Origin of the sequence: Sporolactobacillus pectinivorans, assembly GCF_002802965.1 — a bacterium.
GTDB lineage: Bacteria > Bacillota > Bacilli > Bacillales > Sporolactobacillaceae > Sporolactobacillus > Sporolactobacillus pectinivorans.
On record NZ_NXGA01000001.1, the window covers coordinates 2,719,981 to 2,744,023 of the forward strand.

At 40.4% G+C, this 24,043-nt stretch carries 22 protein-coding genes; 5 read left to right on the forward strand and 17 right to left on the reverse strand.

Translation table 11 applies throughout. The features are described 5' to 3' along the window. Positions 1 to 28: 28 nt before the first annotated feature. On the forward strand, positions 29 to 856 hold the full coding sequence (eutC, locus tag COP04_RS13180) for an ethanolamine ammonia-lyase subunit EutC (RefSeq protein ID WP_100488448.1): 828 nt from the start codon (positions 29 to 31) through the stop codon (positions 854 to 856). A gap of 130 nt (positions 857 to 986) precedes the next feature. Here the strand turns inward: eutC and COP04_RS19650 are convergent, their stop codons facing one another. Continuing rightward, positions 987 to 1,145 (reverse strand): sporulation protein Cse60, encoded by a 159-nt coding sequence (locus COP04_RS19650; RefSeq protein WP_157800301.1) that lies wholly within the window; start codon positions 1,143 to 1,145, stop codon positions 987 to 989. Positions 1,146 to 1,526: 381 nt separating this feature from the next. On the opposite strand from COP04_RS19650, the gene COP04_RS13185 reads away from it, so the two are divergent. Continuing rightward, on the forward strand, positions 1,527 to 2,447 hold the full coding sequence (locus COP04_RS13185) for a helix-turn-helix domain-containing protein (protein WP_100488449.1): 921 nt from the start codon (positions 1,527 to 1,529) through the stop codon (positions 2,445 to 2,447). Here the strand turns inward: COP04_RS13185 and COP04_RS13190 are convergent. From COP04_RS13190 to COP04_RS13225, 8 genes are all read right to left on the reverse strand, one after another. Then, on the reverse strand, positions 2,427 to 2,987 hold the full coding sequence (locus tag COP04_RS13190; RefSeq protein WP_100488450.1) for a DUF6944 family repetitive protein: 561 nt from the start codon (positions 2,985 to 2,987) through the stop codon (positions 2,427 to 2,429). The two genes, COP04_RS13185 and COP04_RS13190, sit on opposite strands and share 21 nt — an antisense overlap. An 85-nt stretch (positions 2,988 to 3,072) precedes the next feature. Further along, entirely contained in the window at positions 3,073 to 3,999 is a 927-nt protein-coding gene (locus COP04_RS13195; RefSeq protein ID WP_100488451.1) for a S66 peptidase family protein, read from the reverse strand. Positions 4,000 to 4,138: 139 nt separating this feature from the next. Then, positions 4,139 to 5,122 (reverse strand): 3D domain-containing protein, encoded by a 984-nt coding sequence (locus COP04_RS13200; protein ID WP_204988041.1) that lies wholly within the window; start codon positions 5,120 to 5,122, stop codon positions 4,139 to 4,141. Positions 5,123 to 5,390: 268 nt separating this feature from the next. Then, positions 5,391 to 5,852, reverse strand: a complete 462-nt coding sequence (locus tag COP04_RS13205; RefSeq protein WP_239984993.1) for an NUDIX hydrolase — start codon at positions 5,850 to 5,852, stop codon at positions 5,391 to 5,393. A gap of 196 nt (positions 5,853 to 6,048) precedes the next feature. After that, a complete protein-coding gene (locus COP04_RS13210) occupies positions 6,049 to 6,495 on the reverse strand; it encodes a hypothetical protein (protein WP_239984861.1) in 447 nt (148 codons plus the stop codon). Between the two features lie 330 nt (positions 6,496 to 6,825). After that, positions 6,826 to 7,173: an RHS repeat domain-containing protein gene (locus COP04_RS20310; protein WP_239984862.1), complete on the reverse strand. Its 348-nt coding sequence runs from the start codon at positions 7,171 to 7,173 to the stop codon at positions 6,826 to 6,828. Next, positions 7,100 to 7,501: a VOC family protein gene (locus COP04_RS20810; protein WP_100488455.1), complete on the reverse strand. Its 402-nt coding sequence runs from the start codon at positions 7,499 to 7,501 to the stop codon at positions 7,100 to 7,102. Before COP04_RS20810 ends, COP04_RS20310 begins: the two co-directional genes overlap by 74 nt. 231 nt (positions 7,502 to 7,732) lie before the next feature. Then, positions 7,733 to 9,169, reverse strand: a complete 1,437-nt coding sequence (locus COP04_RS13225; protein ID WP_239984863.1) for a glycoside hydrolase family 68 protein — start codon at positions 9,167 to 9,169, stop codon at positions 7,733 to 7,735. Between the two features lie 466 nt (positions 9,170 to 9,635). Between COP04_RS13225 and COP04_RS13230 the strand changes: the two genes are divergently transcribed. Continuing rightward, positions 9,636 to 9,869, forward strand: a complete 234-nt coding sequence (locus tag COP04_RS13230; RefSeq protein ID WP_100488457.1) for a hypothetical protein — start codon at positions 9,636 to 9,638, stop codon at positions 9,867 to 9,869. Positions 9,870 to 10,150: 281 nt separating this feature from the next. On the opposite strand, the gene COP04_RS13235 is transcribed toward COP04_RS13230, so the two are convergent. The 4 genes from COP04_RS13235 to pdxR form a co-directional block, all read right to left on the reverse strand. After that, positions 10,151 to 10,888: a type 1 glutamine amidotransferase gene (locus COP04_RS13235; RefSeq protein ID WP_100488458.1), complete on the reverse strand. Its 738-nt coding sequence runs from the start codon at positions 10,886 to 10,888 to the stop codon at positions 10,151 to 10,153. Continuing rightward, positions 10,885 to 12,291, reverse strand: coding sequence for a MurT ligase domain-containing protein (locus tag COP04_RS13240; RefSeq protein ID WP_100488459.1), 1,407 nt, complete (start codon positions 12,289 to 12,291; stop codon positions 10,885 to 10,887). Before COP04_RS13240 ends, COP04_RS13235 begins: the two co-directional genes overlap by 4 nt. A 1,133-nt stretch (positions 12,292 to 13,424) precedes the next feature. Further along, the gene (locus tag COP04_RS13245; RefSeq protein WP_100488460.1) at positions 13,425 to 14,633 is read right to left on the reverse strand and encodes a PrsW family glutamic-type intramembrane protease; all 1,209 of its coding nucleotides are present in this window, start codon (positions 14,631 to 14,633) and stop codon (positions 13,425 to 13,427) included. A gap of 270 nt (positions 14,634 to 14,903) precedes the next feature. Continuing rightward, complete coding sequence (gene pdxR, locus COP04_RS13250) at positions 14,904 to 16,337, reverse strand: MocR-like pyridoxine biosynthesis transcription factor PdxR (protein WP_162297103.1); 1,434 nt, start codon at positions 16,335 to 16,337, stop codon at positions 14,904 to 14,906. 113 nt (positions 16,338 to 16,450) lie between these two features. On the opposite strand from pdxR, the gene COP04_RS13255 reads away from it, so the two are divergent. Continuing rightward, positions 16,451 to 17,086 (forward strand): FMN-binding negative transcriptional regulator, encoded by a 636-nt coding sequence (locus COP04_RS13255; protein ID WP_100489680.1) that lies wholly within the window; start codon positions 16,451 to 16,453, stop codon positions 17,084 to 17,086. Between the two features lie 337 nt (positions 17,087 to 17,423). On the opposite strand, the gene COP04_RS20315 is transcribed toward COP04_RS13255, so the two are convergent. Further along, positions 17,424 to 17,603 (reverse strand): nuclear transport factor 2 family protein, encoded by a 180-nt coding sequence (locus COP04_RS20315; protein WP_239984865.1) that lies wholly within the window; start codon positions 17,601 to 17,603, stop codon positions 17,424 to 17,426. 240 nt (positions 17,604 to 17,843) lie between these two features. Beyond that, complete coding sequence (locus COP04_RS13265; protein WP_100488462.1) at positions 17,844 to 18,542, reverse strand: alpha/beta hydrolase; 699 nt, start codon at positions 18,540 to 18,542, stop codon at positions 17,844 to 17,846. A gap of 382 nt (positions 18,543 to 18,924) precedes the next feature. Here COP04_RS13265 and COP04_RS13270 point away from each other — a divergent pair, with 382 nt between their 5' ends. Continuing rightward, entirely contained in the window at positions 18,925 to 19,698 is a 774-nt protein-coding gene (locus tag COP04_RS13270; RefSeq protein ID WP_100488463.1) for an alpha/beta fold hydrolase, read from the forward strand. Positions 19,699 to 20,117: 419 nt separating this feature from the next. Here the strand turns inward: COP04_RS13270 and COP04_RS13275 are convergent, their stop codons facing one another. Both COP04_RS13275 and COP04_RS13280 read right to left on the reverse strand, forming a co-directional pair. After that, the gene (locus tag COP04_RS13275; RefSeq protein WP_100489681.1) at positions 20,118 to 21,659 is read right to left on the reverse strand and encodes a glycoside hydrolase family 32 protein; all 1,542 of its coding nucleotides are present in this window, start codon (positions 21,657 to 21,659) and stop codon (positions 20,118 to 20,120) included. 248 nt (positions 21,660 to 21,907) lie between these two features. Continuing rightward, positions 21,908 to 23,347 carry a glycoside hydrolase family 68 protein gene (locus COP04_RS13280; RefSeq protein WP_100488464.1) on the reverse strand — a complete coding sequence of 480 codons (1,440 nt, stop codon included), beginning with the start codon at positions 23,345 to 23,347 and terminating at the stop codon, positions 21,908 to 21,910. Between the last annotated feature and the right edge of the window lie 696 nt (positions 23,348 to 24,043).

Genomic DNA, 24,043 nt, shown 5'->3' on the forward strand with positions numbered 1-24,043 from the left:
TAATGTAATATACGAGGAGGTCAATATTATGGAAAAAGATAAAGCACGGACTGATACTCATGATGATGAAACTCTGGATGATCTCTCAAAAATCAATATCAGGAAACAGTTTCTTGTTCCTCACCCACAAAATCGTCAGAGTTATCTTAAAATTAAATCCTACACACCAGCGCGCCTGGGCCTATGGCGCTGCGGGCCAAGATATAAAACACAATCGGTCCTGAGATTCAGAGCGGACCATGCCGCTGCCCAGGATGCCGTCTTCTCTTATGTCCATCCGGAATTAATAAAGGAAATGCATTTTATTGAGACTGAAACATTGTGTCATTCTAAAGATGAATATCTCACTCGCCCTGATTTAGGCCGCAGATTATCAAAAGAAAATACAGAAAAGATTAGACAAAGCATCGCTAACCATCCAAAAATCCAAATCGTTGTTGGCGATGGATTAAGTTCCGCAGCCATTGAGGCAAATATCAAGGAAATCATCCCTTCAATAAAACAGGGCCTGAAATTTTACGGACTTGACTGTGAAAAACATATTTTCGTTAAGTATTGCCGTGTTGGCGTCATGGATCAAATTGGTGAAATTACTGATGCCGACGTTGTATGCTTGCTTATCGGCGAACGACCTGGGTTGGCAACTGCAAAATCAATGAGTGCTTATATTGCTTACAGGCCTACAATGGGCATGCCGGAAGCAAGAAGAACAGTTGTCTCAAATATTCATTCGGAAGGTATTCCGGCTGTTGAAGCAGGGGCATTTATTTGTGAACTGCTGTATAAAATGCTTAAATATAAAAAATCCGGACTTGATTTGAAAGCAGTAGAAAGCGAAACTTCTGAAACAGATTAATTGCAAACGGGGTAATATAAACCGCTTTTGGCATTGAGCCCGCATTCGCACGGCTAAGTCATACCTTTATAAGCCGGAGTTGTCAAAGAGCATAAACCTACATGCAAAGCATGGTGACAATTGTACACAATCATTTATAAACGACTAAAGCAGAATAGCGTTGTGCTTCACCATTGCCTGATTCACAAAATTTAATATCAACAAGGTTGCCGTCAATTTTACCTAACAAGATGTTCATAGCCTCTTCAAATTCACTGGCATTGGTTTTTGTAATCAGTCTGGACTTCATTGTAACTATTCCCCTTTAACACATTTTTTCTTTATCTTTTTTTCGTACTGTTTGATCCCGAATAAGTTCTATTTAGGGAGATGCACTCACGGAGTTGTTTCTCAAAAAAAAGGCATCTCACGTACGCTGTGGATGTCTTTTTTTGTAGATTATTTTGATAGAGTAATGACCCATGCATCATTTACCGGTAAGAGTGAAAACTACCGTGCAAAACTTGAAATAGAGCAGAGCACTATACCTCCACCAACAATCCAAATATCAGCAGGAGAAAACATACTATCACTTCCGTCTTAGGTATTTTATACGATTATTATAATGATGTTTACTATTGGTTTAGATATAATATGAATATATTCATATCTTCGTTTGGAGTGAACATGATTGGATCAACTGGGCTTTACTTTAAAAAAAATACGTCAATCAAAAAAATATACTCAGAAATATGTTTCCAGCGGTAAAATGTCACAATCCACTTATTCTAAAATTGAGTCTTCAAAGATGACACCGACTATTGACAAATTTATACATATATTGGAACGTTTAGATGTTACTTATAGCGAGGTAATATTATATAGAAATAAATATTCAATTGATGAGAAGGAAAAGATTGTTCATGATTTCTCACATATTTCAACAACGATTGATTCGGATAAGATCGTTGAACTCGAATTGAGCTGCGCACAATTTCTTAAAGCAACTTATGACAGTGTGGTTCAAGATATTCAATTAGTTTGTCATTCCCTTTTATTCGTACAAAGCGGTAATTACGAAGAAGCACGAAATTCTGCTGAAAAGGTATGGGACAGGCTCTCAAAAATGGATAGCTGGTATTCCATCGAACTTAGATTAATAAACAATATTCTTTATATTTTTCCATCAGAAACACAGTTGTCAATTGGGGAAATAGCGCTTAAAAATTTATATAGGACTTCAGTTAATTTTAAAGAACACGAGACACTTAAAATTGCTTTTTTATTGAATATGTCACTCTTATTGATCAACCAAGATAAGCATAAGCCTGCTTTAGTTTATGCTGAGAAAGCCTTGGAGGAAAGCCTGAAAATAAATAGAATTGATCTTATATCCATGTCTTTGGAAAGAAAAGGGATCATTTTCGTTCATACAGAAGAAATTGAACGGGGATTATCATTAATCAATAAAGCTATTTATATCAATGAAGCCATCGGTAATAATCGATTTGCTGAAGCGATTAAAGAAGAGGTGAGACAAAAGACTTCGGTTGTTAACCTGAACGGTTTAAAATATCTGGATACGCTGCACTTAGTCGGATTGAAAAGTTAAACCTGAAGCTCTTGCTAACTCGCCAAGAAGTATGATCGTGGCACTGGCCATTGTTGTCCATGCACCTTTGGTTTCAAGCGGATCGATGTAAGATAAAGGTGCCGGACTTCTCATTCTGCTGGTTGTGCCCAAAGCCAGCAGAAAGTTTCCGATCACTGCAGCAACATTCCCAACAACAAGATAATTTTCTTTCCATGCATTTTTATCAGTGAGGATAACGGTACCTCCTAATACTTGATCCAGATTATTGAATTTCAAAAATTTTAACCTTACAAATGGATCCGGAAATACGATGAAAGCAAAAGTGCCTATAACATATCCAAGAGCTTCCAGTTGGGTCCCAAATCTATACGGGCTGCCCTTTGGGTGAAATTCCGCAACTATTGAATCTCCATTGATTTGGAGGAGACTGCCATAGAAAATAAGAGATTCCTGAGTCTTTCGCGACTTTCTTATTGATGGTGTAAGCCCTAGGGCAACCAGGATTTTTCCAAGAACGACAGAGGATAATGCACTAATTCTTAATAATTCACTCTTCAATTGCAACCTCCCCTATCTCAATGGGAATGTGTCAGGAAAAAATACACTTCTAACAGAATCACTTCTTTGCCAGGCATTATCAGCACTAAGAAGCACTTACGGTAGGCTCCAGTAGAGTCAGTATATTGTCCGTTGTATCCAGATTAACGGTTGCACCAATAGGCATAGCAGCTTTATAGCGTCCGTGTGCTGAGGTGATATGCGTCATCAGCGGTTTCCCAAGTGGAACGATGAAGCTTGTGATCAGATCTTCGTAGGACGTCTGATATTCTGTGGGACATCGGGTACATTCCCCCAGAAGTATTCCAGAGCAGTCATCAAATTTTCCTGCCATTTTCAACTGATTAAAATAGCGGTACACCGTATTGATCGGCGCGTGGGTTTCTTCAAGGAACAAAATAGTATTGGTTGTGTCAATTTCAAACTGTGTCCCAAGCGTTCCAATAAAAGATGTCAGATTTCCTCCCACAAGAGGTCCCGTAACATTGCCTGGAACCCTGCTCACAAGCGGGATACCCGGTGGATTTTCGATCAGTCGCGGAGCTGCAGTTGTAGATGTCGCTGTAAAAAACTGATCGAAATTATAGCTGGGCGTATTGGATGAAAAATCGAAAAGCAATAAACTATTGAAGGCAATCAGATCCGCAAATTGATAGAGGCAATTAAGTAAAATAGTAATATCGCTATATCCGCTGACAATTTTTGGATGGCTGCGGATAAAATCAAAATCCAAATACGGAAGAATTCCGGCGACACCAACACCGCCTCTGGAAGAAACAATCATTTTGATACTATCGTTGTAAAACATCGCCATGAGATCTGATGCACGCTGTTGATCCGTTCCCGCTAAAAACCCGGTTTGAGCATAAACGTGTTGTCCGACAACAACCTGAAAACCCATATTTTGAAGGCCTTGAATCCCCCGATTGATGATTTCCGGATATAATGGACTCCCCAGCGTTACAATACCGACCGAATCTCCAGGTCGAAGCATGGGTGGTTTAGTCACCAAAGGAACTCCCTCCCTTAGACATATTAGTCATCATACTGTATTCAGCGAAGAGCCTATGGGTGTATACGATCCGGACTCTTGTCAAATCAAAAAGAGCAGCGAATCACTTTTGATTCGCTGCTCTTTTTGAATAAAGTTCTTAGTAATGAACAATAACCTGCATCGATCGTTTGCCAAAATTCAATGCCGCCTGTTCTGTAGACATATGAATATCAATCCGGTTTCCCTGAATTGCGCTTCCGGTGTCAGCCGCAGTATACGTTCCGAGTCCCGGGATGGTAACCGTCGAACCAAGCGGAATCACACTCGGATCAACCGCAATGACCCGTGCATTCGGATTTGTCGTTAAATTAACACCTGTAGCTGTTGTTCCTTTAAGGGAATAAGCAGTCAATGTAAACATTGCAGATGATTCGCCCGTTTCCTGTTTTGCCTGATTGGCTAGCTGGACTGACGGATGGTTAGATACGGGAGCGGCCGCCTGGATTTGCTTTTCCGTTGTTGATGGATTATCCCTAGCCGTCACCGGCTGACTGGCCGCTGCGTTCTTCCCAGCTGAAACAGTCTGAGGTTTCACATCAAGTTCTATCGATTTTGGCTGAACCGTATTGTTCGTTTTGACGGACGCTTCTGTCAAATGATTACGAGTTGCCTCGACCGGTATCGTCTGTTTTACCGAGACAGATTTCCGGGGCGGCTGTTCCTCCGCCTCAGAAACTTTAACCGGCTTAACAGCTACAGGCTTAGACTTTTGAAGTTCAGGTGTTACAACTTTCAATGGTTTTCTCATTGTGGAATCATGAACAGACGAACCCTGACCATCTGCTTCTTTTACCGTTGTTGCTGTGATTAAATGATCCGCTGGTTGAACATTCCGAACTGGCTCTTGTTTCTGATGCTGTACTTCCGCTTCAATAAACACATGATATTTATTCACTTTTTCATTTTCGATTTCATTCACTAAATCATCAGCACTTTTCACGGTCATCCGATATGTATGCTGACTTTCCCTGTTTGCTGCCGTCGAAGTGCTATCCGCGTTAGCAAATCCGGCTGCCATCGGTATCACCATTCCGACTGCTGCCAGCGTTGTTGCAGCCGCACCGATTTTTTTCAATAACATAAAGTAAAAACCCCCTTCATTCGATGAAGAACGATACGTGTCTCTCTGTCCTTCACCTCAATTTGAATTATAGAGGGTGAATGTCTCAAACCGATGTAAACGATTTTACATTACCTTAACGATCCTTCACCGAATATTACATTTGTTAAAAGAATAAATACAACCACTTTTAACAATTTGAATCATCTTTAACTTATTTTTACAAAACAGTTAGCCAGCCCGCTCTTTGACTGTGAATGACTTTGCGAAAAAAGCAGATCACTTTTAGTCATTCTTTTTTAGAATTGTGTTGCTCATCGGTTTCACAGTAATAATTAGACCCTATCTTTTCCTGCACTCTCGAAAAAAGAAGGGGCTGAATGGCTGGATAGGTTAAGCACTCAGGCAAACAATCAAACAATTTAACCTCCCCAATTTCTGAAGCAGGTAAATCTCCCAAGACAAAAATATGTGAAAGAAAGAGTTGACCAAAGGATTCATCATTTTCCTTTAGCACAGAATAAATACACACAGGCATTAATGTAAATTGTTGAGCACCTGTTTCTTCCCACAGTTCTCTGCGCGCAGCAGCATCTGTTGATTCCCCCTTTTCAATTTTCCCTCCGGGGATTTCCCAAGTCTTCCTTTCACGGTGCTTCACAAACACCCATTTTTCCTTCATTTTTGACGCGATAACCACATACTTCAATCTTTGGTTTTCAATAGTCTCTAAATCATAGAAATGAATCATACTCAATGTCAGGTTCCTCCCGAGGTCGTGAATCTTTATTTTGCAGAGAACGGCATATATTCACCTGTTTATCTAATGATAATGACCGTTAATTTTCAAATTTCGGTACTCCGGATCAAAAGCCATTTTCGAACACGCCCTTTTTTAGGATAGTATCATCATATGGGATCCCATTCTGGTGTGTCCACTTAAAAGACTAACTCAAAAATATTTCATTAAACAGGGGACTACACTGAAAATCATCTAACATACCTTCTGCCATCTCTTCAGCCTGCTCTTCTGAAAGGTCCAAGTCATCGAACCATTGAAAATAGTGGGATAGCTCATGAGCAATGCTTTCGAGTACAGGGTAAAGAGCATTTAACTTTCCTTCTTCCGTTATTAAATCTAGATAATATCCTGTAGCAACTCTAATATACGGTTCCACATTTTTATCAAAAGGATCAAAAAAGGTGGCAGTAACCAGTTCCTTTGTCGTAGAATTTTTTATTTTTTCAGCTTTTTTTAAATAGATAACAACCCTGATTGGAAATTCATACTCGAATCTCAACCATTTGCAAAAAATCATTGCGGCGGAACGGACATCATCATGGATGCCACTTTCGCACCTTAATCTGAGTCCTCGTCTCACATTCTGGCTCACTTTAATAAACTCCCTCTTCAGACAGTATACTTTTGTGCTGCTCAATGCAATGCTGTATAATCATCGTTATCCTTTTGATTAATTGAAATTCTATGCCTGAAGAATTGATCTATTTCACCAACCTTTCCTTCTGCAGTAGCATCGAAAGTAGATTCATATCCCAAGAATCCACCGATTTCCAGTTTTCATCCCTTTGGAAACAGCGATACCCTATTGATTATTTCTTTTCATTTCAATGGAATACATCTCGTCAGGTGTTCCATCAATAGTTTTTTAAAATCTTAATAGCTCTTTAATACTTACCTTTATTGCATGACCCATGAATACCCGTTATCTCGTTTCCTCATTGTTTTTAATCAAATTATTCCGTCCGGTGACCTGACCGGCATTGTCGTAGGTATTGGTCCAGCCGAGTACACTCTGACCGTTCTGCTGCACGGTCGCTTGAGTCAGCTGATTGACGGCATCATACGTGTACTGCTCCACGATCCTGGAGTTCTGTATGACCTTGGACAAGTTCCCGTTGTCATCATACGTGTTCATCGTTTTCATAGTCGTCGTTCCGCTGACCGGAAATTCCGTCGTCAGCAGCTGATCATTGCCATTATACGTGTAGGTCTTGATCTTTCCCTGGGCGTTGGTCAACGACGTCCGGATACAGTCTCGGTGCCTGTACAATTTCGGCCTTTATTTTTTTTACCTGTTCATATAGGCCTTTTACCTCATCGCGTGAATTCACATGGAACGCCAGGTGATGAAGTGCTCTAGGCTTCCTCCTGCTCACGATTTCATTTTTATATACAGATCGGGGGCTGACAATGCCAAACGAAAAATTTCTGTGATGATATTCAACGATTTTATATTCAGAATCCGGAACTGCATCTGTTTCTTTATCATCTAAGTGAAATCCAAATAATGGCATCAACTGATCATAAAATGCTTCTGCTCTTTCTATATCAGATACAGTAACATGAACATGATCGATAACAGGCTTCACGTCGTCCACCTCATTCCTTTTTCTACCAGTTAATTGTTTCGTTTATACACTTTCATATAAATTTCTATTTTTTACAAATAAATACCTCCACGTTTACTGTACTTTTCTGAAAGCAGGGGAATATGCACAAAAAAAAGATAATGCCCGCGATTAAAGCAGGCATTATCCGGAAATCTTCTCAACGCTTGTTAACTTCAAATCTTTATTCACAGTTTATCAGTCTTTTACTCTATGACAGTGTTACTTACCGATAGTCAGCTGCCCTTGTGAAAGGATGCTATTCGGTACAATTGATGTTTTCGGTCCCTGAATTTTCAGCAAAAAGCTTGGCGCGAAGGTCGCATGGTGATCCGGATAGAGACCTCTGTTAGTCATGTAACTGGTGACGACTGCTTCATCACTATTGGCCTGAGGGATAGCAAAGTGCGAGTATGTCCAAGTGATATCATTTGGATCAAGACTCTGGTGCAGCACAATCCCGCTTCCATTTAACGGTTTGTACGGTCCGGTCAGAGAATTGGACCAGAACCCTAACATATAGATGTCATTGGCTCCTATCCCGTTAATCGTCATTTTAGCTCCTCTTGAGTCGGTGAACAGGTACCATTTTCCCTTCAATTTAAATACATTGGCGCGTTCAATTTCATCGGTTACCGTGTTTGATGTAATCAGTGGCGGCAACACTTTTTTAACTGTATAGTCATTGTTCAATTCAATGATGCCTAACGCACCGTTAGCTAAAGAAGCAAGCTGTTCCTTTGGGCTTTGCAGCAGATTATTTTTTTCTGTCTGGAAAAATGCCTCACTGCCGCCATAATAAGCTTTATTATATAAAGAATCAACGCCTTGATAGCCGTCGGAAGTTCCAGTGTTGCTTTCAAAAACAATGTATTTGTGACCATTGTCTTCGATGAAGTGAGGATCTCTCAGTGTGTGATTATCGCCTGAACTGAACATGCCTTCATCATGGAACTGCTGCATGCTCTGATAAAGAGATCCGTCGCCGTCGAAGATCGACTTGTGATCCGATACACCATCAACTTTAAGTGTATTCCCATCAGGCTGGGACAAATTAACCTGGGATGTTGTCAAAACCTGGTTACTGTCACCCGTTCCTCCATCCTGCGGGGCTCCGGAGAAATCCGTGTAAAACAAACGAACTTGCCCGTCGTCTGTTAAAGTAGCGGAACCCGACCATTCCTGCGTCTGATACTGCAGATATGGATCACCGGGTACCAACTTGTCACTATCCGTAAACACCCTCCCGGCATTTTTCCAACTATCGAGCGACGTATCGCCGGCTTTCTGATAGAACAGATAAATATGCGTATCATTACCGTTGCTCGGATCTCCCGCCAGAGCAAAGACAATATGGTAACCGTGATAATTGGCTACAGTGCCATCCGCATTTTGTAGCGGCCAGCTGTCCCACACATCCAGCCCCCCCGCTGCCGGGATGTTTTGGATAGATGACGAATCGAAAGTCGGGATGCTGAACTGAGAACTGTTTTCCTGTGCGGGGATTTTCGACATATCATAACGAGTGAGATGAGAAATACCGTAATTATTGTAGTAATCCGTGCTGTCTTTGGCAAATGTCTGCGTGGCACCACCCAGCAACAAGGCTGTTGTAAGAGATGCTGCTAACGTAAACTTAACTTTCTTCCTGATGTTCAATCTTTTCCCCTTCTTCCTGCTCAATATCTGTAAAAATAGGCGGAGTGAAATAAAATTATAAAGTGCACAGGTTTTAATCATCTATCACATCGATGACAAATAAAAAATATCAAGAACCAAGCCTTATATCTTTCACTTCCTCTCGCCTACCACGTAAGTTAGGCTAACATAATTCGACATATATTGAGTAAGATGTATAATATATTCACGTAAATAGGTAGATGATCACACGATTCTATCATTGGGCAGACAATCTTCCAAAGGACCCATGAAATACACCCTAGAAAGGTGCGTCCATCGTACGAAAAGTACATGATCTGCTAAAGAGCAAACAACTTTAAAAAGCCGATTCCTGTACGTTAAGGGATCGATTTTTTATGTTTGCAACGCACGATTTGTTTGCTTGTAACCCGTGCGATATAATTCAATCATGTAAAGACAATTGAAAGTGACAAGGGGGATTTCTATGAATCCGGGGCAAGAAAAATTTTTTAATTTCATCATGGAACGTATCCAGGACGGCAAACAAGATGAAACAAAAGCATTGCTCAATGAAAGTTTTAGCAAGCAAGCGGACGGAACCTTCAATGCGGAGTACCTCACCAGCTTTGCGACTCGAATGATCGCATTGCTGAAACCCGCATACGTTGATGAAGTGAAAACCATTATGAGCCAGTTCGGTCCGGGCTTCACAAAATAAAAATCTTCTGTTCAGGCTATTGGATGTAAAAAGGACACGGCGATCGATACCGTGTCCTTTTTACATGCAGAGATTTTGAACCAGGGGAAAGCTGTCGCTAAGAGCAGTTCATCTGACTGATTATAACTCGTAAACTTAGCAATAAGGGTGTGCCAAGTTCAAAATTATCTTCTCTATTCTTACAGAGGAGAAGCAGCTGTCCAGATTTATTTAATCTTGGTCCATCTGACAGCCATCATATATTTATGTAGATCAGTGACTTTAGCTGTGCTTATCTTTTTTCATGCGAAGATAAACCTGCTCCAAACTTCTTTCTTTGCCTCATTTTCAAATTTATCAGCCAGAGAAGACAACTCACTGTCAAAATATTTCTTTTCTAATGCTTTCTTTATGATGTAATCTGCTATTTGAGGGTTCTTTGACAGAAATGGTCCGTGCATATAAGTCCCAATCAAGTTTTTGTATAATAGCCCTTCTTTTTTTTCGGCTCTATTATTTCCAAATCCCTTTATTACTTTTCCGAGCACCGGATAATTATGAAAAGTTTCGCCGGAATGATTTTCAAACCCTACAATTTCACCAAATTTTCCTGACTCTTCCAGTATGTTCCCAATCATACGTTTTTTTCGGTCTGGATTAGCTATCGTATATAAATCCAAAATATCCAAACCTTCCAGTTTATTTCCATCAGGATCCTGATAATATTTCCCTAAAAACTGATACCCGCCACAAATCGTTAAACACGGTGTCCCCTTTTCAATTATTTCTTTAAAATTATCCTTAATCATTTTTAACTGAAATGTGCATAAACTTTGTTCTCTATCTGACCCACCGCCTAAAAATACCATATCTGCATCATTCAGATCAACGTCATCTGTTTTAGTTATTTCATTAACTTTGACAATCTCCAGATCGATATTTCTCCACTCACAGCGCTTTTTTAAGACCATTACATTGCCATTGTCACCATATAAATTCAATTTATCTTCAAATAAATGATAGAGCTTTAACGTCTTCATGAATGGTTTTCCTCCCCTTTATCTTTCTTTACTTTACTCATTAAAAGTTTATTTACCCGTTCAAGGGCTGTGTAGTTTGGCAAGTAATAGGTTTTTTTATTGTATTCAAGCGAAAAATCCACTGCTTTTTTAATATTAGGTATCACCTTTATCTTTGCCGGATCAATTCCTGCATACTTCAAACGATTAGCCATGTCCCAGGCTCTTCGGCCGCCACATAAAAAATGAGAAACTTCTGTTTGTGTTAATTTTTCAAAATCAGCATCCCAGATCCAAGAAACGTCATTTCCATCAGCTGCCATGTCATTCAAAAATAAAACGATTCTTTTATCTTTTTTATCATGATTAATCTCTTCAATGGCTACATCTGCTCCGGATGGATTCTTGATCAAATTAACAATATGGTCACATCCATTGTATTGATAGACCGACATTCTCCCATTATTTAATTTAAAATTTTTAAGACCGTCATAAATCGCCTTGTCTGCTATGTTAAGTTCCTTAGCAACTGATATAGCCGATAATGCATTGTATAAATTGTATACACCGAAAAGACTTAATTGATAATCTAAATCGTTTTCTTCATCTGTTTCATCAGAATTATTACTGCTTTCGTCCCTTGTTTTTAATTTAAAATTGTATCCCTTGTTGTTTCGCTCAATCTTTTTAATTTCATATTTCGGTTGTTCTCTTTTAAAGCCGCAATAATCGCATTTATAATAACCTAGTTGGCCATAGAACATGTGTTCATATGAAAGCTTTCTTCCGCAGCTCGGGCAATACAGTGAATCCTTCATATTACTGTTCTCAAAATTGTAAGCATCTTTATTTATGCCGAAATAAAGTTTTTCATTTTTCAAGTCGGAGAAACGGGCAACGAATGGGTCATCTGTATTTAAAATTAACTTGGCATCGCTTTTGCCGATCGCAGCATGCATTTTATTGATCAAAGCGTCAATCTCACCGTACCGATCAAGCTGATCTCTAAAAAAATTGTTAATGATGATCATCAAAGGATGAACTTCTTTCAACAAAGGAATGACCGTTGCTTCGTCACACTCAATCACTGCCCATTTAGTTTTTGTTAATTTTTTTAATTGATGTGCATGCTCTGTATAAACTTGTGTGATTCCATTGATCAGATTATTTCCTTCCCCGTTATTGATCACAAACAAATCTCCCTGCTTTAATACGTTGGATATTAAATTAGAAGTTGTTGTTTTACCGTTAGTTCCAGTTACAATAATTGTATTTGTAAATTGTGAAAGATCAGTTAATATTTTTTTATCTAATTTTCGCGCAATTTTCCCAGGAAGGCTCTCTCCCTTGCCTCTTCCTGAAAACCTGATCAGTCCTTTAATCATTTTCACAGACCATATAGAGGAAATTTCTTTTAAATCCATTAACCATTTTTCTCCTTTTAGAAAAGAAAAACTCAATGATGACCATTATGTTTATGCAGCGAATTATCAATTCACGACCGATACATCAGTGAGTAACGCTCTCACATTTTTTCGAAAATCAGAATACCAGCAATTCCGGTTGACCGGATCTTTCTGCGTGTGTCATTGATGAACCTCCCCAACTGAATGTTGATAAGATGATTATGTGGCCATCGAAATGCTCGAAGCCATTGACGCTTACCCCAAACTCAACAGTCTCAATTCACCAGTGACCCGGTTCGTTTATCGCTTTGAATGCTGCTCAATCGATAAAATTTCCAATTTAGCCATTTTTTTGCTCCAAGAAAAGAAAATAGTGCCTTATAGAGATAGAGGTGTTCGAGAAGTCCCCGAATGATAAGCGGGGAATCTCTTCTTTGCCCGCTTCTCCGGTCCGCATGTAGCGCCAATTTACGCTTAGGGCTTCATAATTTCGCCGTCTCAAGCTTCCGATGGTCATGGACGGCCTGGCGCAGGCGTTGCAGCACGGTGTTGCGTTTTTAATCTGCAACCATGCTCCTCCGTGAACAGGACCTTATAAAATCAAATGGCATGTTCGTTAACAACAGTACATCAAATAATATATCACCATTTCTTTTTTCATTGCTTAGTTTTTTAAACCTTTTTTTTATTTTTTTTCCCTTTTTTAACATTTCTCATGCCCTTAGACTTCCCAAGGTTTATAGCCCTATTCCAGAGCGACATTATTTTCTTTATAAATCATTTTAAACTCCCATAGTGAAAAAAAACTGAAAGATTAAGTCTTTATTTGTTATATAAAGAATAAACAATCTCTTTTTTCTTTCATTGAATGCCGGTGCTCCGCAATATAGCAGCGAATCATCTCAGTATGAGTGATGTGTAAACCTGGAAAAATGGATACAAGGCAGCATCCTGATCGCCGGCGGATTCGGTTCCCGACTGTGGTGGCATGGGATACGCACGAAAGAGCCCGTCAAATGTAACTGATCGACTTTTTCGTTCCTCCCTGTTTAATACTCCTTCTTACCGTTTAATACTCCTTCTTAACACATTCGAGGAAAAACGACGAATTCCTTCAAAAAATAAAAATTTAATCCAGTACATGACAAAGATTAATCGTGCGCCGATTTTTTTATCGCTGAAAGCCGTGTCACTTGTTTCAAACCGCTATTCATTAAAACAAAAATAAAGAGCCAGCTGATCATGATTAAAAGAATCACTTTAATCACGGAATCCCCGATAACCGGAAGCGGCATGTCCCAAAAAGCGTGAAGGAAAATAGGGACAACCATCAATTTGAGAAATCGTGATCTGGACAGCATGTTCAAGGTGAACGGCTGGCTCTGCTTAACTAAAACGAGCGCTCCCCCAGCAATGGCGGTCCAAACAGCATGTGTGCCGATGCTTGTCCAAGCTCGCATCACAATAACATTCAGAAAGGTTTCATTACGCATCGTTTGAAACGCCCGAAAAGCATAGCCCGCGGATTCAAACGACGCAAAACCCGCGCCGATGACCGCGCCGATCAGCAGGCCATTCAATAAATATTTGACATTTAGCTGACTGATGAATCCGATCATAATCAGCAGTTTTCCCAGTTCTTCAACCATACCGATGACAAATGCGCTCGTGATACTGATCCGGTAAACCGGAAAAATCGTATAAAGGACAAGTGTCACAATGATTGAGGCCACGCCTCCGATAAAGAACATGCGAACAACATCAAAAAGATTGATATTTCGGGGGACATTGGTCTCAAAAAAGAAGACGACCAGAGAGAAGGGAACTGCAAAGGAGCCAATCAGCATTAAGCCCGGAAGCGCATAAGGATTGCCAAACTCTGTCAGACAAATCCAAAGCATGCCATAAGTAATAAAGAAGATCAGAAAAACTCTTGAGAAGAGCCAAGGTTTTGGCCAGGCGGAAGATATGTCCACTTCACTAGGGGTTGTAAAAGCGGTACCGGCGATAAAAATTTGCTCACTTTCTTCTTTCGTATGCTGCTGAAAAACTTGCGAAAAAAGATCGCGAAGTTTTAGGTCAACCGGGCCGTGTTCACCAACCATTTTATTCATTTTTTCTGTTGCGCGGCTCATAAAGCCCCCCGATCCGCGGGATGCCGTACGTACCCGCTGATCCACTGATTGCCGATTCGCCTGATGAATCGTTGTATTTCGAATGTTCTTCCATTCCGTCATACCTTGAGCGATCGCCAGTGTGTCGTCGTTGATTTTTCCTTTGCTTACAAGCAATTTCATCTCATCTTCTGATAAAGGGCCTCGAGTCTCCTGACCATCGTAATAATACCAACGGGATGCCATATTCGTTCTTCACTTCTTTCACTTTGAAAAATTGAGCAGCTTTTTCTTTAGTCTTTGACGATATCGCCCATTTAAACCACTTAATATTTGAAAGTAAAGAAGCAAAGCTTTATGTATCGTTTAAAAAAATTAAACGGCTCCAGATTTCTTTCGGGATAATACGTGAGGGGTGCAATGGATGTGCGGCAATCCTGACACCCAATGCCATCAGTGATAATGGTTTTTAGCTTCCTTGATTTGGTTGACATGTATTCATTGGGCATTCTGAGCTTACCTGACTGAAGAGACAAATCGCTTGACACCCTCCGCGATTTCGTTTTCTTTCAAACCGGAGTAACTTAACCGGACATATCTCGGATGTGCCCCATAAATAGTACCTGGAACAAACAGAACCCCATTTTCTATTCCTGACTGAAGCCGCTCCACATCCGAAAAATGATCCGGACATTTGACCCACAGATGATAACCTCCCTTTGGGGTTGTCCAGCTCAACTTGTCTTTTGAGTACGCTTTGAGTGAATGAATCATTTTATTTTTTCTGCGACGAAGCTTTTCCCGCAAAACTTTAAGATGAGCTTCCCATATTCCAGATGTTATAAAACGTGCTGCGATCATTTGAGTTACAATATTCGTTCCATGATCCATTTGATCCTTGGCATCTTTCAGTCGCTTCAATACTGTTTCCGGGGCAACCATCCACCCGATGCGAAGACCGGGAGCCACCGTTTTCGATAGACTCCCTATGTATATCACGGATTGGTTATGACTCATTGAGAATAGCGAAGAAATCTCGGCCGATTCGCTGTTAAAATAGAGCAGACTGTACGGATCATCCTCCACAATCGGGATCCGTCGACTTTCACATATGGAAATAATCGTTTTTCTGCGTTGCCCTGATAATGTAATCCCTGTCGGATTTTGATAGGTTGGATTGATAAACAGCATTTTAATCGGCTTTTTGTTAAGCAGTCTCTCAAGTTCTTCCGGAATGATTCCTTCATGATCCATGGGCGCCCCAAACATTCTAAGCCCGGCGGAATGAAAGAGCGGCAGAGAATAAAAATACGACGGATATTCCAGTGCGATCGCGTCACCCGGATTGAGCAGGCACTGCGTGATCAGCAATAGCGCTTGCTGTGAACCGGCTGTAATAAGTATGTCCTTTGCCTCTGCATGAATTTTGTATTGCTGCTTTAACAAGCGGCTGATCCCAATTCTAAGCGGTTCATACCCCTGAGGTTCAGGATAGCCAAGCGGAGCATCCAGAGCTGACTCCTTCATGATCTGCTGAATACGGGCAACAGGGTAATCTTCCCGGCAAAGTTCCCCACTTGATAAATTGATGAGTTCGTGATGATTTCTTGCCTCATTGAGTTTTTGAAGAATCGGGAGCGTAGGCAAAAAAGAGCCCCCGTTCGCATAGTCATGCCAGTTGGTCACGCGAACGGGATTGACGCCCAACCGTCTCTGGCAGACAACTGTTCCGCTCCCTCTTACAGAATTCACAAGTCCTGTTGATCGAAGCACATCATATGCCCGAACTACGGTTGTTCGATTAACACCCAACCGCTTTGCTAAATTCCGTTCTGGCGGCAGCTTGCCGCCGGGCATTAATTGACCCTCCATAATTTGCTTTTCAAAGTGTCGAGCGATCTGATCATATAACGGCAAACCCTTTTTTTCTTTCTTTGGCTCCCAATCCATTAAATTTCCTCCTCTTAAATTGGATGACCTCGTGATAAACCAATTGGATGTTCTCATAATCATAACACAGCTTTATGATTGATTTATCAACAAAAAACATTGAGGTGAACAGCATGTACATCCCGGAACATTTTAAAATGACGACAGATGAGGATATGTTTAAGATGATCGAACAAAATTCTTTTGCCACGTTATTTTCCCAGCATCACGGGGCGCCGTATGCTACTCATCTACCCGTAACATTAAACCGGAAAAAAAGATTACTCTGCGGGCATTTCGCTCGCTCCAATCCGCAGTGGGAGGATATTGGCCAACAGGAGATACTTGCTGTTTTTCAGGGACCGCATCGTTACATCTCTCCTTCCTGGTATGAGACAAACACCGCCGTCCCGACATGGAACTACGTTGCCGTACATATTTACGGACAAGTGGAATTAATCACCGACCCTAAAGAACTGATGAACACCCTCAACGCTATGGTTCAAAAATACGAAAAACCGGGATATACGTACAAGCTGACTGATGTTAATCCGGCATTTGTCAATAAGTTATTTAATGGAATTGTCGGCTTCAAAATTAAAATCAATCGGATGGAAGGAAAGCAGAAGCTCAGCCAAAATAACCCCGAGGAACGTCAAAAACGAATCATCGAGCATCTAAAAGCAATAAAACAAGCCAATGAAAATGAAATGGCTCAGATGATGGAAAATAATTTGAATAAGAAAGCCAGGAATAATGCTGACCAGTAATAAAATTATTTAATTTTTCCTAAATACAGCGACCGAAAAGTAAATAATCATCTTTGGAAAAGATTCATAGATCCTTCATACGGGATCTATGTTTATTTTACCACTGCCATAAATGCATCACTAAACCTGTTTCCAGTTAACTGTTCAGATATCCTGATTAGCAGAGCTGCAATGTCCTGCTATAATTTTCGTTTTGCCATGAATATTTGTCCAAACACGCGTGTAACACATCTGGCCACCAATTGGTTGCGTCTCAAAAGTGCCCTTCAGAATGACCCGTGTTACGGTCACGGCTGAATCATTTAAAAGCTTCACACGTTGATCCAAAACCATTATTTCAGAAAAGTTTAACGCTCCAGACCGTTGTTTCAAGATCATTTTCTTTAGTTAATATTTGTCCAAAATGGTCAACAAAGATAAGGTCATCGTCAATCAATTCATCTAGGGCTGTTACGTCACTACTTAACATTGCCTCTTGAAGCCTTTTTTCACATTCTATAATTTCTGATTTTTTCATGATAAATCTCCTCCCGTATTTTTCCCGCTCAGAAATCCTATGCTTTGTTCCCCGTTTCTGACGAATGGGAACTTTTTTCTATTTAAAGCCTTTTACTTGGAATCAAGACTATTCAAGGTTTGTCCAGGCATAGAGTCCGGAGACAGAAGCGCTCCCAGCGATGATCATACCCGCCGCTTTTAATTTTTCTCCTTTCATTCCTCTTGTATAACGAATCATCAGCCGAAACGTTACAACCCACTAGTGATATTTTTCTAAGAATTTAGTAACTGTCTGAATGACCATGTCGCCCTCGGAATCCAGAAAAATGTGGTGCTTTGAGTGCGGAAGATAATGTAGCTCTTTTTCTTTTGATGGAGCCACGCGAAAAATCAATTCGGCACTTTTCGGATCCACAGTTTCATCCTTTTGCCCATGAATGATACAAAGCGGAATCGAGATATGTTGAAAAATTCTTTTTGCCTGGCGGACGACCTTTTGAAATTGGAACACATTATGAAGCGGGATAGAACGGATTAGTGATTGCTTGTTGAGCCTCTCATGATCAGGCAAGGAACGATGCTTTCCTGTGTATTGAAAAAATTGTTCCAGCCGCATCCTTAAGACGTAAGGTGTGAGCACGTATACAGCCGGAGAAAGTAATACTAATGAAGCTACTCGATATCGACAGGCCATAATCGAAGCGATCATTGCCCCCATAGAAAAACCAATCAAATGAATTTTTTTATTTTCTTCAATGGCATGTTCCATGATTTCTTCAATCATTTGCAGCCAATCCAATGCAGTGATTTTCTCCATCCGCTTTTTGTCTGTACTGTGCCCGGGCAACAAGGGCGTCATAACTTCATAACCCTTTCGTTCCAAAGCGCGCGCTAATGGCTCTACCTCCCGAGGGTTTCCTGCAAACCCGTGAATAATGATACATAACTCCTGATACATGAAAATTCTCCTTTTAAAAAGGTCTGAATACCACATTTGGAGAATGATGCTCAGCTGAAACAGTCGGTCCATTCCTACACAGCAGCTCAGATTCGTTGGTATCTTTTCGTGACCGTTCAATTAAATTTTACAACAAAAGAAAGGTGACAATCCTAGTCTGCCAGTGCAATCGTTGTATATACACAGTGATCTAACGATGTTTCAGCAGATCAACCAATTGGATGGAGAAACAGTCAATAATTAATGAGCTGCAAAGGAGCCCATTGGATGCAAACAATGTTTTAAGTCATTCGGATACAAGCAAAGAATCAGGGGATGATACTTGGGGAAAAGGAAGCATGATTAACAAAGCCTTTGAAACTTTTTAAGCTGGTGGTCAGATATGCCTTTCATCATGGTGAACGGTTGCAAACTCTATTTTACGGTTCAAGGTCAGGGAACACCCCTTCTCTTTATTCATCCCCCGGTACTGACTCATTTCAATTTTGAGCATCAAATGAAGGAATTATCGAAGTATTTCCGGATTATTACTTTTGATATCCGAGGGCATGGAAGAAGTTCATTTTCCAGACAGCCTTTAACTTATCCTTTGATTGCAGAAGATATGAAGCACTTATTGGACCATCTAAACATTCAAAAAGCGTTCGTCTGCGGTTATTCTACAGGCGGATCCATCGCTCTTGAATTTTTGCTGGCTCAAACGGATCGGGCACTGGGAGGGATCCTGATCAGCGGTTTGTCTGAAGTCAATGATTGGATTTTAAAAAATAAAATTGTGTTAGCGATGACACTTGCCAAATTAAAAGCTCTTTCTGTATTGGCCTTATATATATCCGGAACGAATATGGATACCAGGTCCTCATTTTGGAAAATGGTTAAGGAAGAACGCAAAGGAACTGCGCAAAATATTGCAGAGTATTATCGATATAGCCTGTCCTATAATTGCACAAATAAATTGGAAAAAATTAAACAGCCCATTTTATTAATCTATGGACAGGGAGATAAAGGTTTTTACCGTTATGCCAAATTGTTGCACGACAAGTTGCCACAGAATGAATTGAAATGGATCCCTCATGTCAAACATCAACTGCCGACGAAAGCCGCTTTAAAATTAAATGGTTTGATCAAGCAATTTATAGATACACACAAGAAATAGGAAGTAAAAGGTCGACCCCTTATTTTTTCGACAAAAGACGTTGGTCCTATATGTCTACTTTGGTTACGGGATCCATTCTGAACTTCGTCACAAATTATTACGAGATAGGAAAAACCGGGCAAAAATCGTCCGGTCCTTTTTAGAACCGAGAAAATTTTTAAGCTTAGATGTTGCCCAGTAAACTCATTTGTTGATTTTTCCCGGTTTATTGTTGATTCTTGTGCGATTTGTGTCGATTTTTTCCTGAAATATGTTGATTCTTGCACTGATTCTGTCGATTCTTTTCGCTTTTGCGTTGATTGACAACTTTGCTGATTTGGTCGTTTCTCAAATTTGGTATTGATCAGAATTTCTTATGAAAGCTGAATTGTGACCGAAATAAAAGTTATGAGCTTTAGTCATGGCAATGTCCCCTTCCATTACCCGTTAATTGAGCGGAAATGCTTCACTTGAACATTTTCAAAAAGCGATTTTCCGCCTATTGAAAACAAAGTGATACATTTATCGTTTAATTGCGGAAACACTTCATCAGAATAAACAATCTTGCCATCATCAATAAATACTTCGATGCTTGTTTTATCAACAAAAATCTCTAAATGAACTTTCTTCTTACTTGTATCAAACGGTGTTCTGCTTTCAACATATTTTTGCGTGCTATCAGGCTGTCCGGTAAAAGCCCGATTGACATAGAAATAGTGGCCTTCCGTAAAGACACCCACATCGATATGGCGTTTGTGATCTGCCGATTCGCGAAGCCTGATCCCTACATTTTTGGCATCCGTCCAACTGATATCTGCGTCCAGTTCGTACGCAACACCTTTCACTTTCAGTTCTTTTGAGCCGGTCACTGGGATCTGTTTAAAATGAGTGGTCGACGTTGTCAGACGATTCAGGGCTTCAACGGGTTGTGAGATAAGGCTATACGTATTGTCCGGCTGCTTGACTAGTCTGATTTGGCGCACAATCGAATCCATGCCATTGAAACCATCCTGCATGGTCGGCGTATTGTTCGGATAATCCCAATTATTCATCCAGGCCAGAGCATAACGTTTCGAAAACTTTTCACTGCTATTACCACTTTCAAACGTCACGCCTGCATACCAGTCAAAACCATGATCCAGCCATTGGGGTTCACTTTGATCAGCGATAAATGCTTTACCGTCAAAGTTTCCGGTCCAATACGCGTAGGTATTCGGTCTGCCTGAAGATTTACCGTTCGCGCTTGCCCCCAAAACCCATTTGTACGTCCCGTTATTTGCCCGCATGATAAAGAGATCGGGACATTCGACGATACCAATATTTTGTGTGAAGAACCCTCCGGTATACCGCCAGTTTTTCAGATTATCAGATGTGTAAAATTCAATCTTTGTCCCTTCTGCCAAAGCCATAACCCAATTGCCGGTCTGTGGATCCCAGATCACTTTCGGGTCTCTGAAATCTTTGACACCCGGATTGGGCAAGACGGGGCTGTTATGATAAGATTTAAACGTTTTTCCCCTGTCCGTGCTGTACCATAGAAATTGCTCCTGACTGCCGCCATTTGCGGAAGGTTGAGTTACAATCGCCACAATTGCCCCTTTGCCGAAACCCGCAGTATTTTTTGTATCAACCACAAAAGATCCCGTCCATATATCTCCGTTTTTATTTGTATATTTTGGAATCGCCACTCCCTCATCTTTCCAGTGAACCAGGTCCTTTGATGTCGCCTGCCGCCATTCCGTGCCGTTGCCCTTTTGATAATCACGATTATAAAGATAATAGAAATGATACGCTCCATCAAAAAACACGGGCCTTTGTGGGTCGTTCATCCATTTGTTAGGTGTTGTAAAATGATAAGTCGCCCGGTAGTCCGGCGTTTGTTGAACCGATGTTTTATTTATCCCTTTATTCTGGTGAACTCTCTGATTTACTATTTTGTTTGGATGATATAAAAGTAATCCGATGGTTAATAATAGTGCCATACAGATCACAAAAACAGCTAATCGTTGAAACACTTTACGATGAATTGCTTTTTTATGCAAACAAACACCTCCGTTTTGCTGATTGTTTTATAACTGTAAAGGAATAATATCTGTTTGATAAATAAAGGGATAGAAGTTTATTTGTAAAAAAGGATAATGCCGATACTAAATCGGCATTATCCGGGAAACTTTCAATGTCTTTCAAGTCCAATGCTTTAATCTTCATAGAATCAGTTTTTTCGTGCCGTTTACTGATTTGATGTCAGCTGTCCTTGTGAAAGAAGGCTGTTCGGTACAACCGACGTTTGCGGGCCATGAATATTTAGTAAAAAGCTTGGCGCAAAGGTTGAATGATGATCCGGATAGAGACCTCTATTCGTCATGTAACTTGTAATGACTACATTATTACTATTCGTTTGCGGTATAGCGAAGTGGGAGTATGTCCAGGTCGTATCATTCGGATCTATGTTCTGATGCAATACAAGCCCGCTTCCATTTAACGGTTTATACGGTCCAGTCAATGAATTGGATACATAGCCCAGCATATAAATGTCTTGGTCACCGATTCCGCTGATAGTCATCTTAGATCCCCGGGAATCTGTAAATAAATACCATTTCCCCTTCAGTTTAAAAACGTTGGCACGCTCAATTTCATCAGTTACCGTATTGGCCGTAATGAGAGGCGGCAACACTTTCTTCACTGTATAGTCATCGTTTAATTCGACAATGCCCAATGCACCATTTGCCAGAGAGGCAAGCTGTTTCTTAGGACTCTGTAACAGATTATTTCTATCATTTTGGAAGAACGTATCACTGCCACCGTAGTAAGCTTTATTATTTAGCGATTGGTCGCCCTGATAGCCATCCGACGTCCCCGTATTGGCTTCAAAAACAAGATACTTATGACCGTTATCCTCAATAAAATGAGGATCTCTCAGCGTGTGGTTATCGCCGGAGTTCCACAAACCTTCATCCTGGAACTGCTGGATATTTTGGTAGAGCGATCCGTCCCCGCCGTCAAAGATCGATTTGTGGTCTTCTACTCCATCAACTTTGAGTGTATTCGCATCCGGTTGGGATAAATCGACTTGCGCTGTTGTTAACACTTGATTACCCAAGCCGCTCCCGCCATCCTGCGTTGCGCCGGAGTAGTCTGTGTAAAACAGCCGAACCATGCCGTTATCGGTTAAAGTAGCGGAACCTGACCATTCCTGCGTCTGATACTTCAGATACTGATCGCCGGGTACCAGCTTATCACCATCCGTAAACACTTTTCCTGCATTTTTCCAGCTGCCAAGCGACGTATCGCCGACCTTTTGATAGAATAAATAGATATGCGTGTCATTGCTGTTGTTCGGATCACCTGCCAAGGCAAAAACAAGGTGATACCCCTGATAATTAGCCACAGTGCCGTCTGCGTTTTGCAGCGGCCAGCTGTCCCATACATCCAGCCCTTGCGCAGAAGGTATATTTTGTATCGTTGACGGATCAAACTTAGGGATGCTGAATTGTGCGTTATTTTGTTGTGAAGGTATTTTCTCCATGTCATAACGCGTGATATGAGAAACACCATAATCGTTGTTATCAGTCACACTGTTTTTGGCAAACGTCTGAGTTGCACCACCCAGTAACAGTGCCGTTGTAATGGCTATCGCCGTTGCATGCTTGACGAGCTTATTGGACATCATATTTTGTTTCCCCACTCCCTAATCACTTTTTATGATTCATAGTAATAATCGGTAATTTTAAACCAGCTAATCGTGAATCACTTTTTCTGCCAGTCCATTCGTATTGATGGAAAGCGAAACTCATTGTCTCAGCTCAGACTGAAGACATTAACTCAAAAACTACCTCATAAATTATGTAAACGGCCGTTTACAGTTTTCAGCCAAACGTGAACCACATGACATACGTATGAATTTTCTAGTTAAGCCACATTTGAAATGACAGATCCGTTTAACACCAAACTACTATAGACAATCAGCATCCGTCAAATAGATCAAATGTAATACTTTAAGTGCCAATTTCTCTTTATAGATATATGTATTTAGGAAAATAGTCATTGCATTTATTGCTTATATTTCAGCATTGTTTTTTTTCGATAGAAAAAGTTAAAAATACATTTCGTTAGTTTTTCTTAAGGCATAGTTAAGATAAATGTTGTATACTTCCATGTAAGCGATCCCGACTCTTAATAAAAATATTCCTTCTATCATGTAAGCAGCCAAAGTTCAGCATTTCTTTACTTTTTCACTCATTTAATATGTGTCTGCATCTCTGAACAGGAATTGTAATTTTTGTAAAATTCATTGACATAAAGCTAGGATGAAAGGATGAATCTGATAAAGAGGAGAATTTGTGCATCAGAATATAGAGAGTTGATA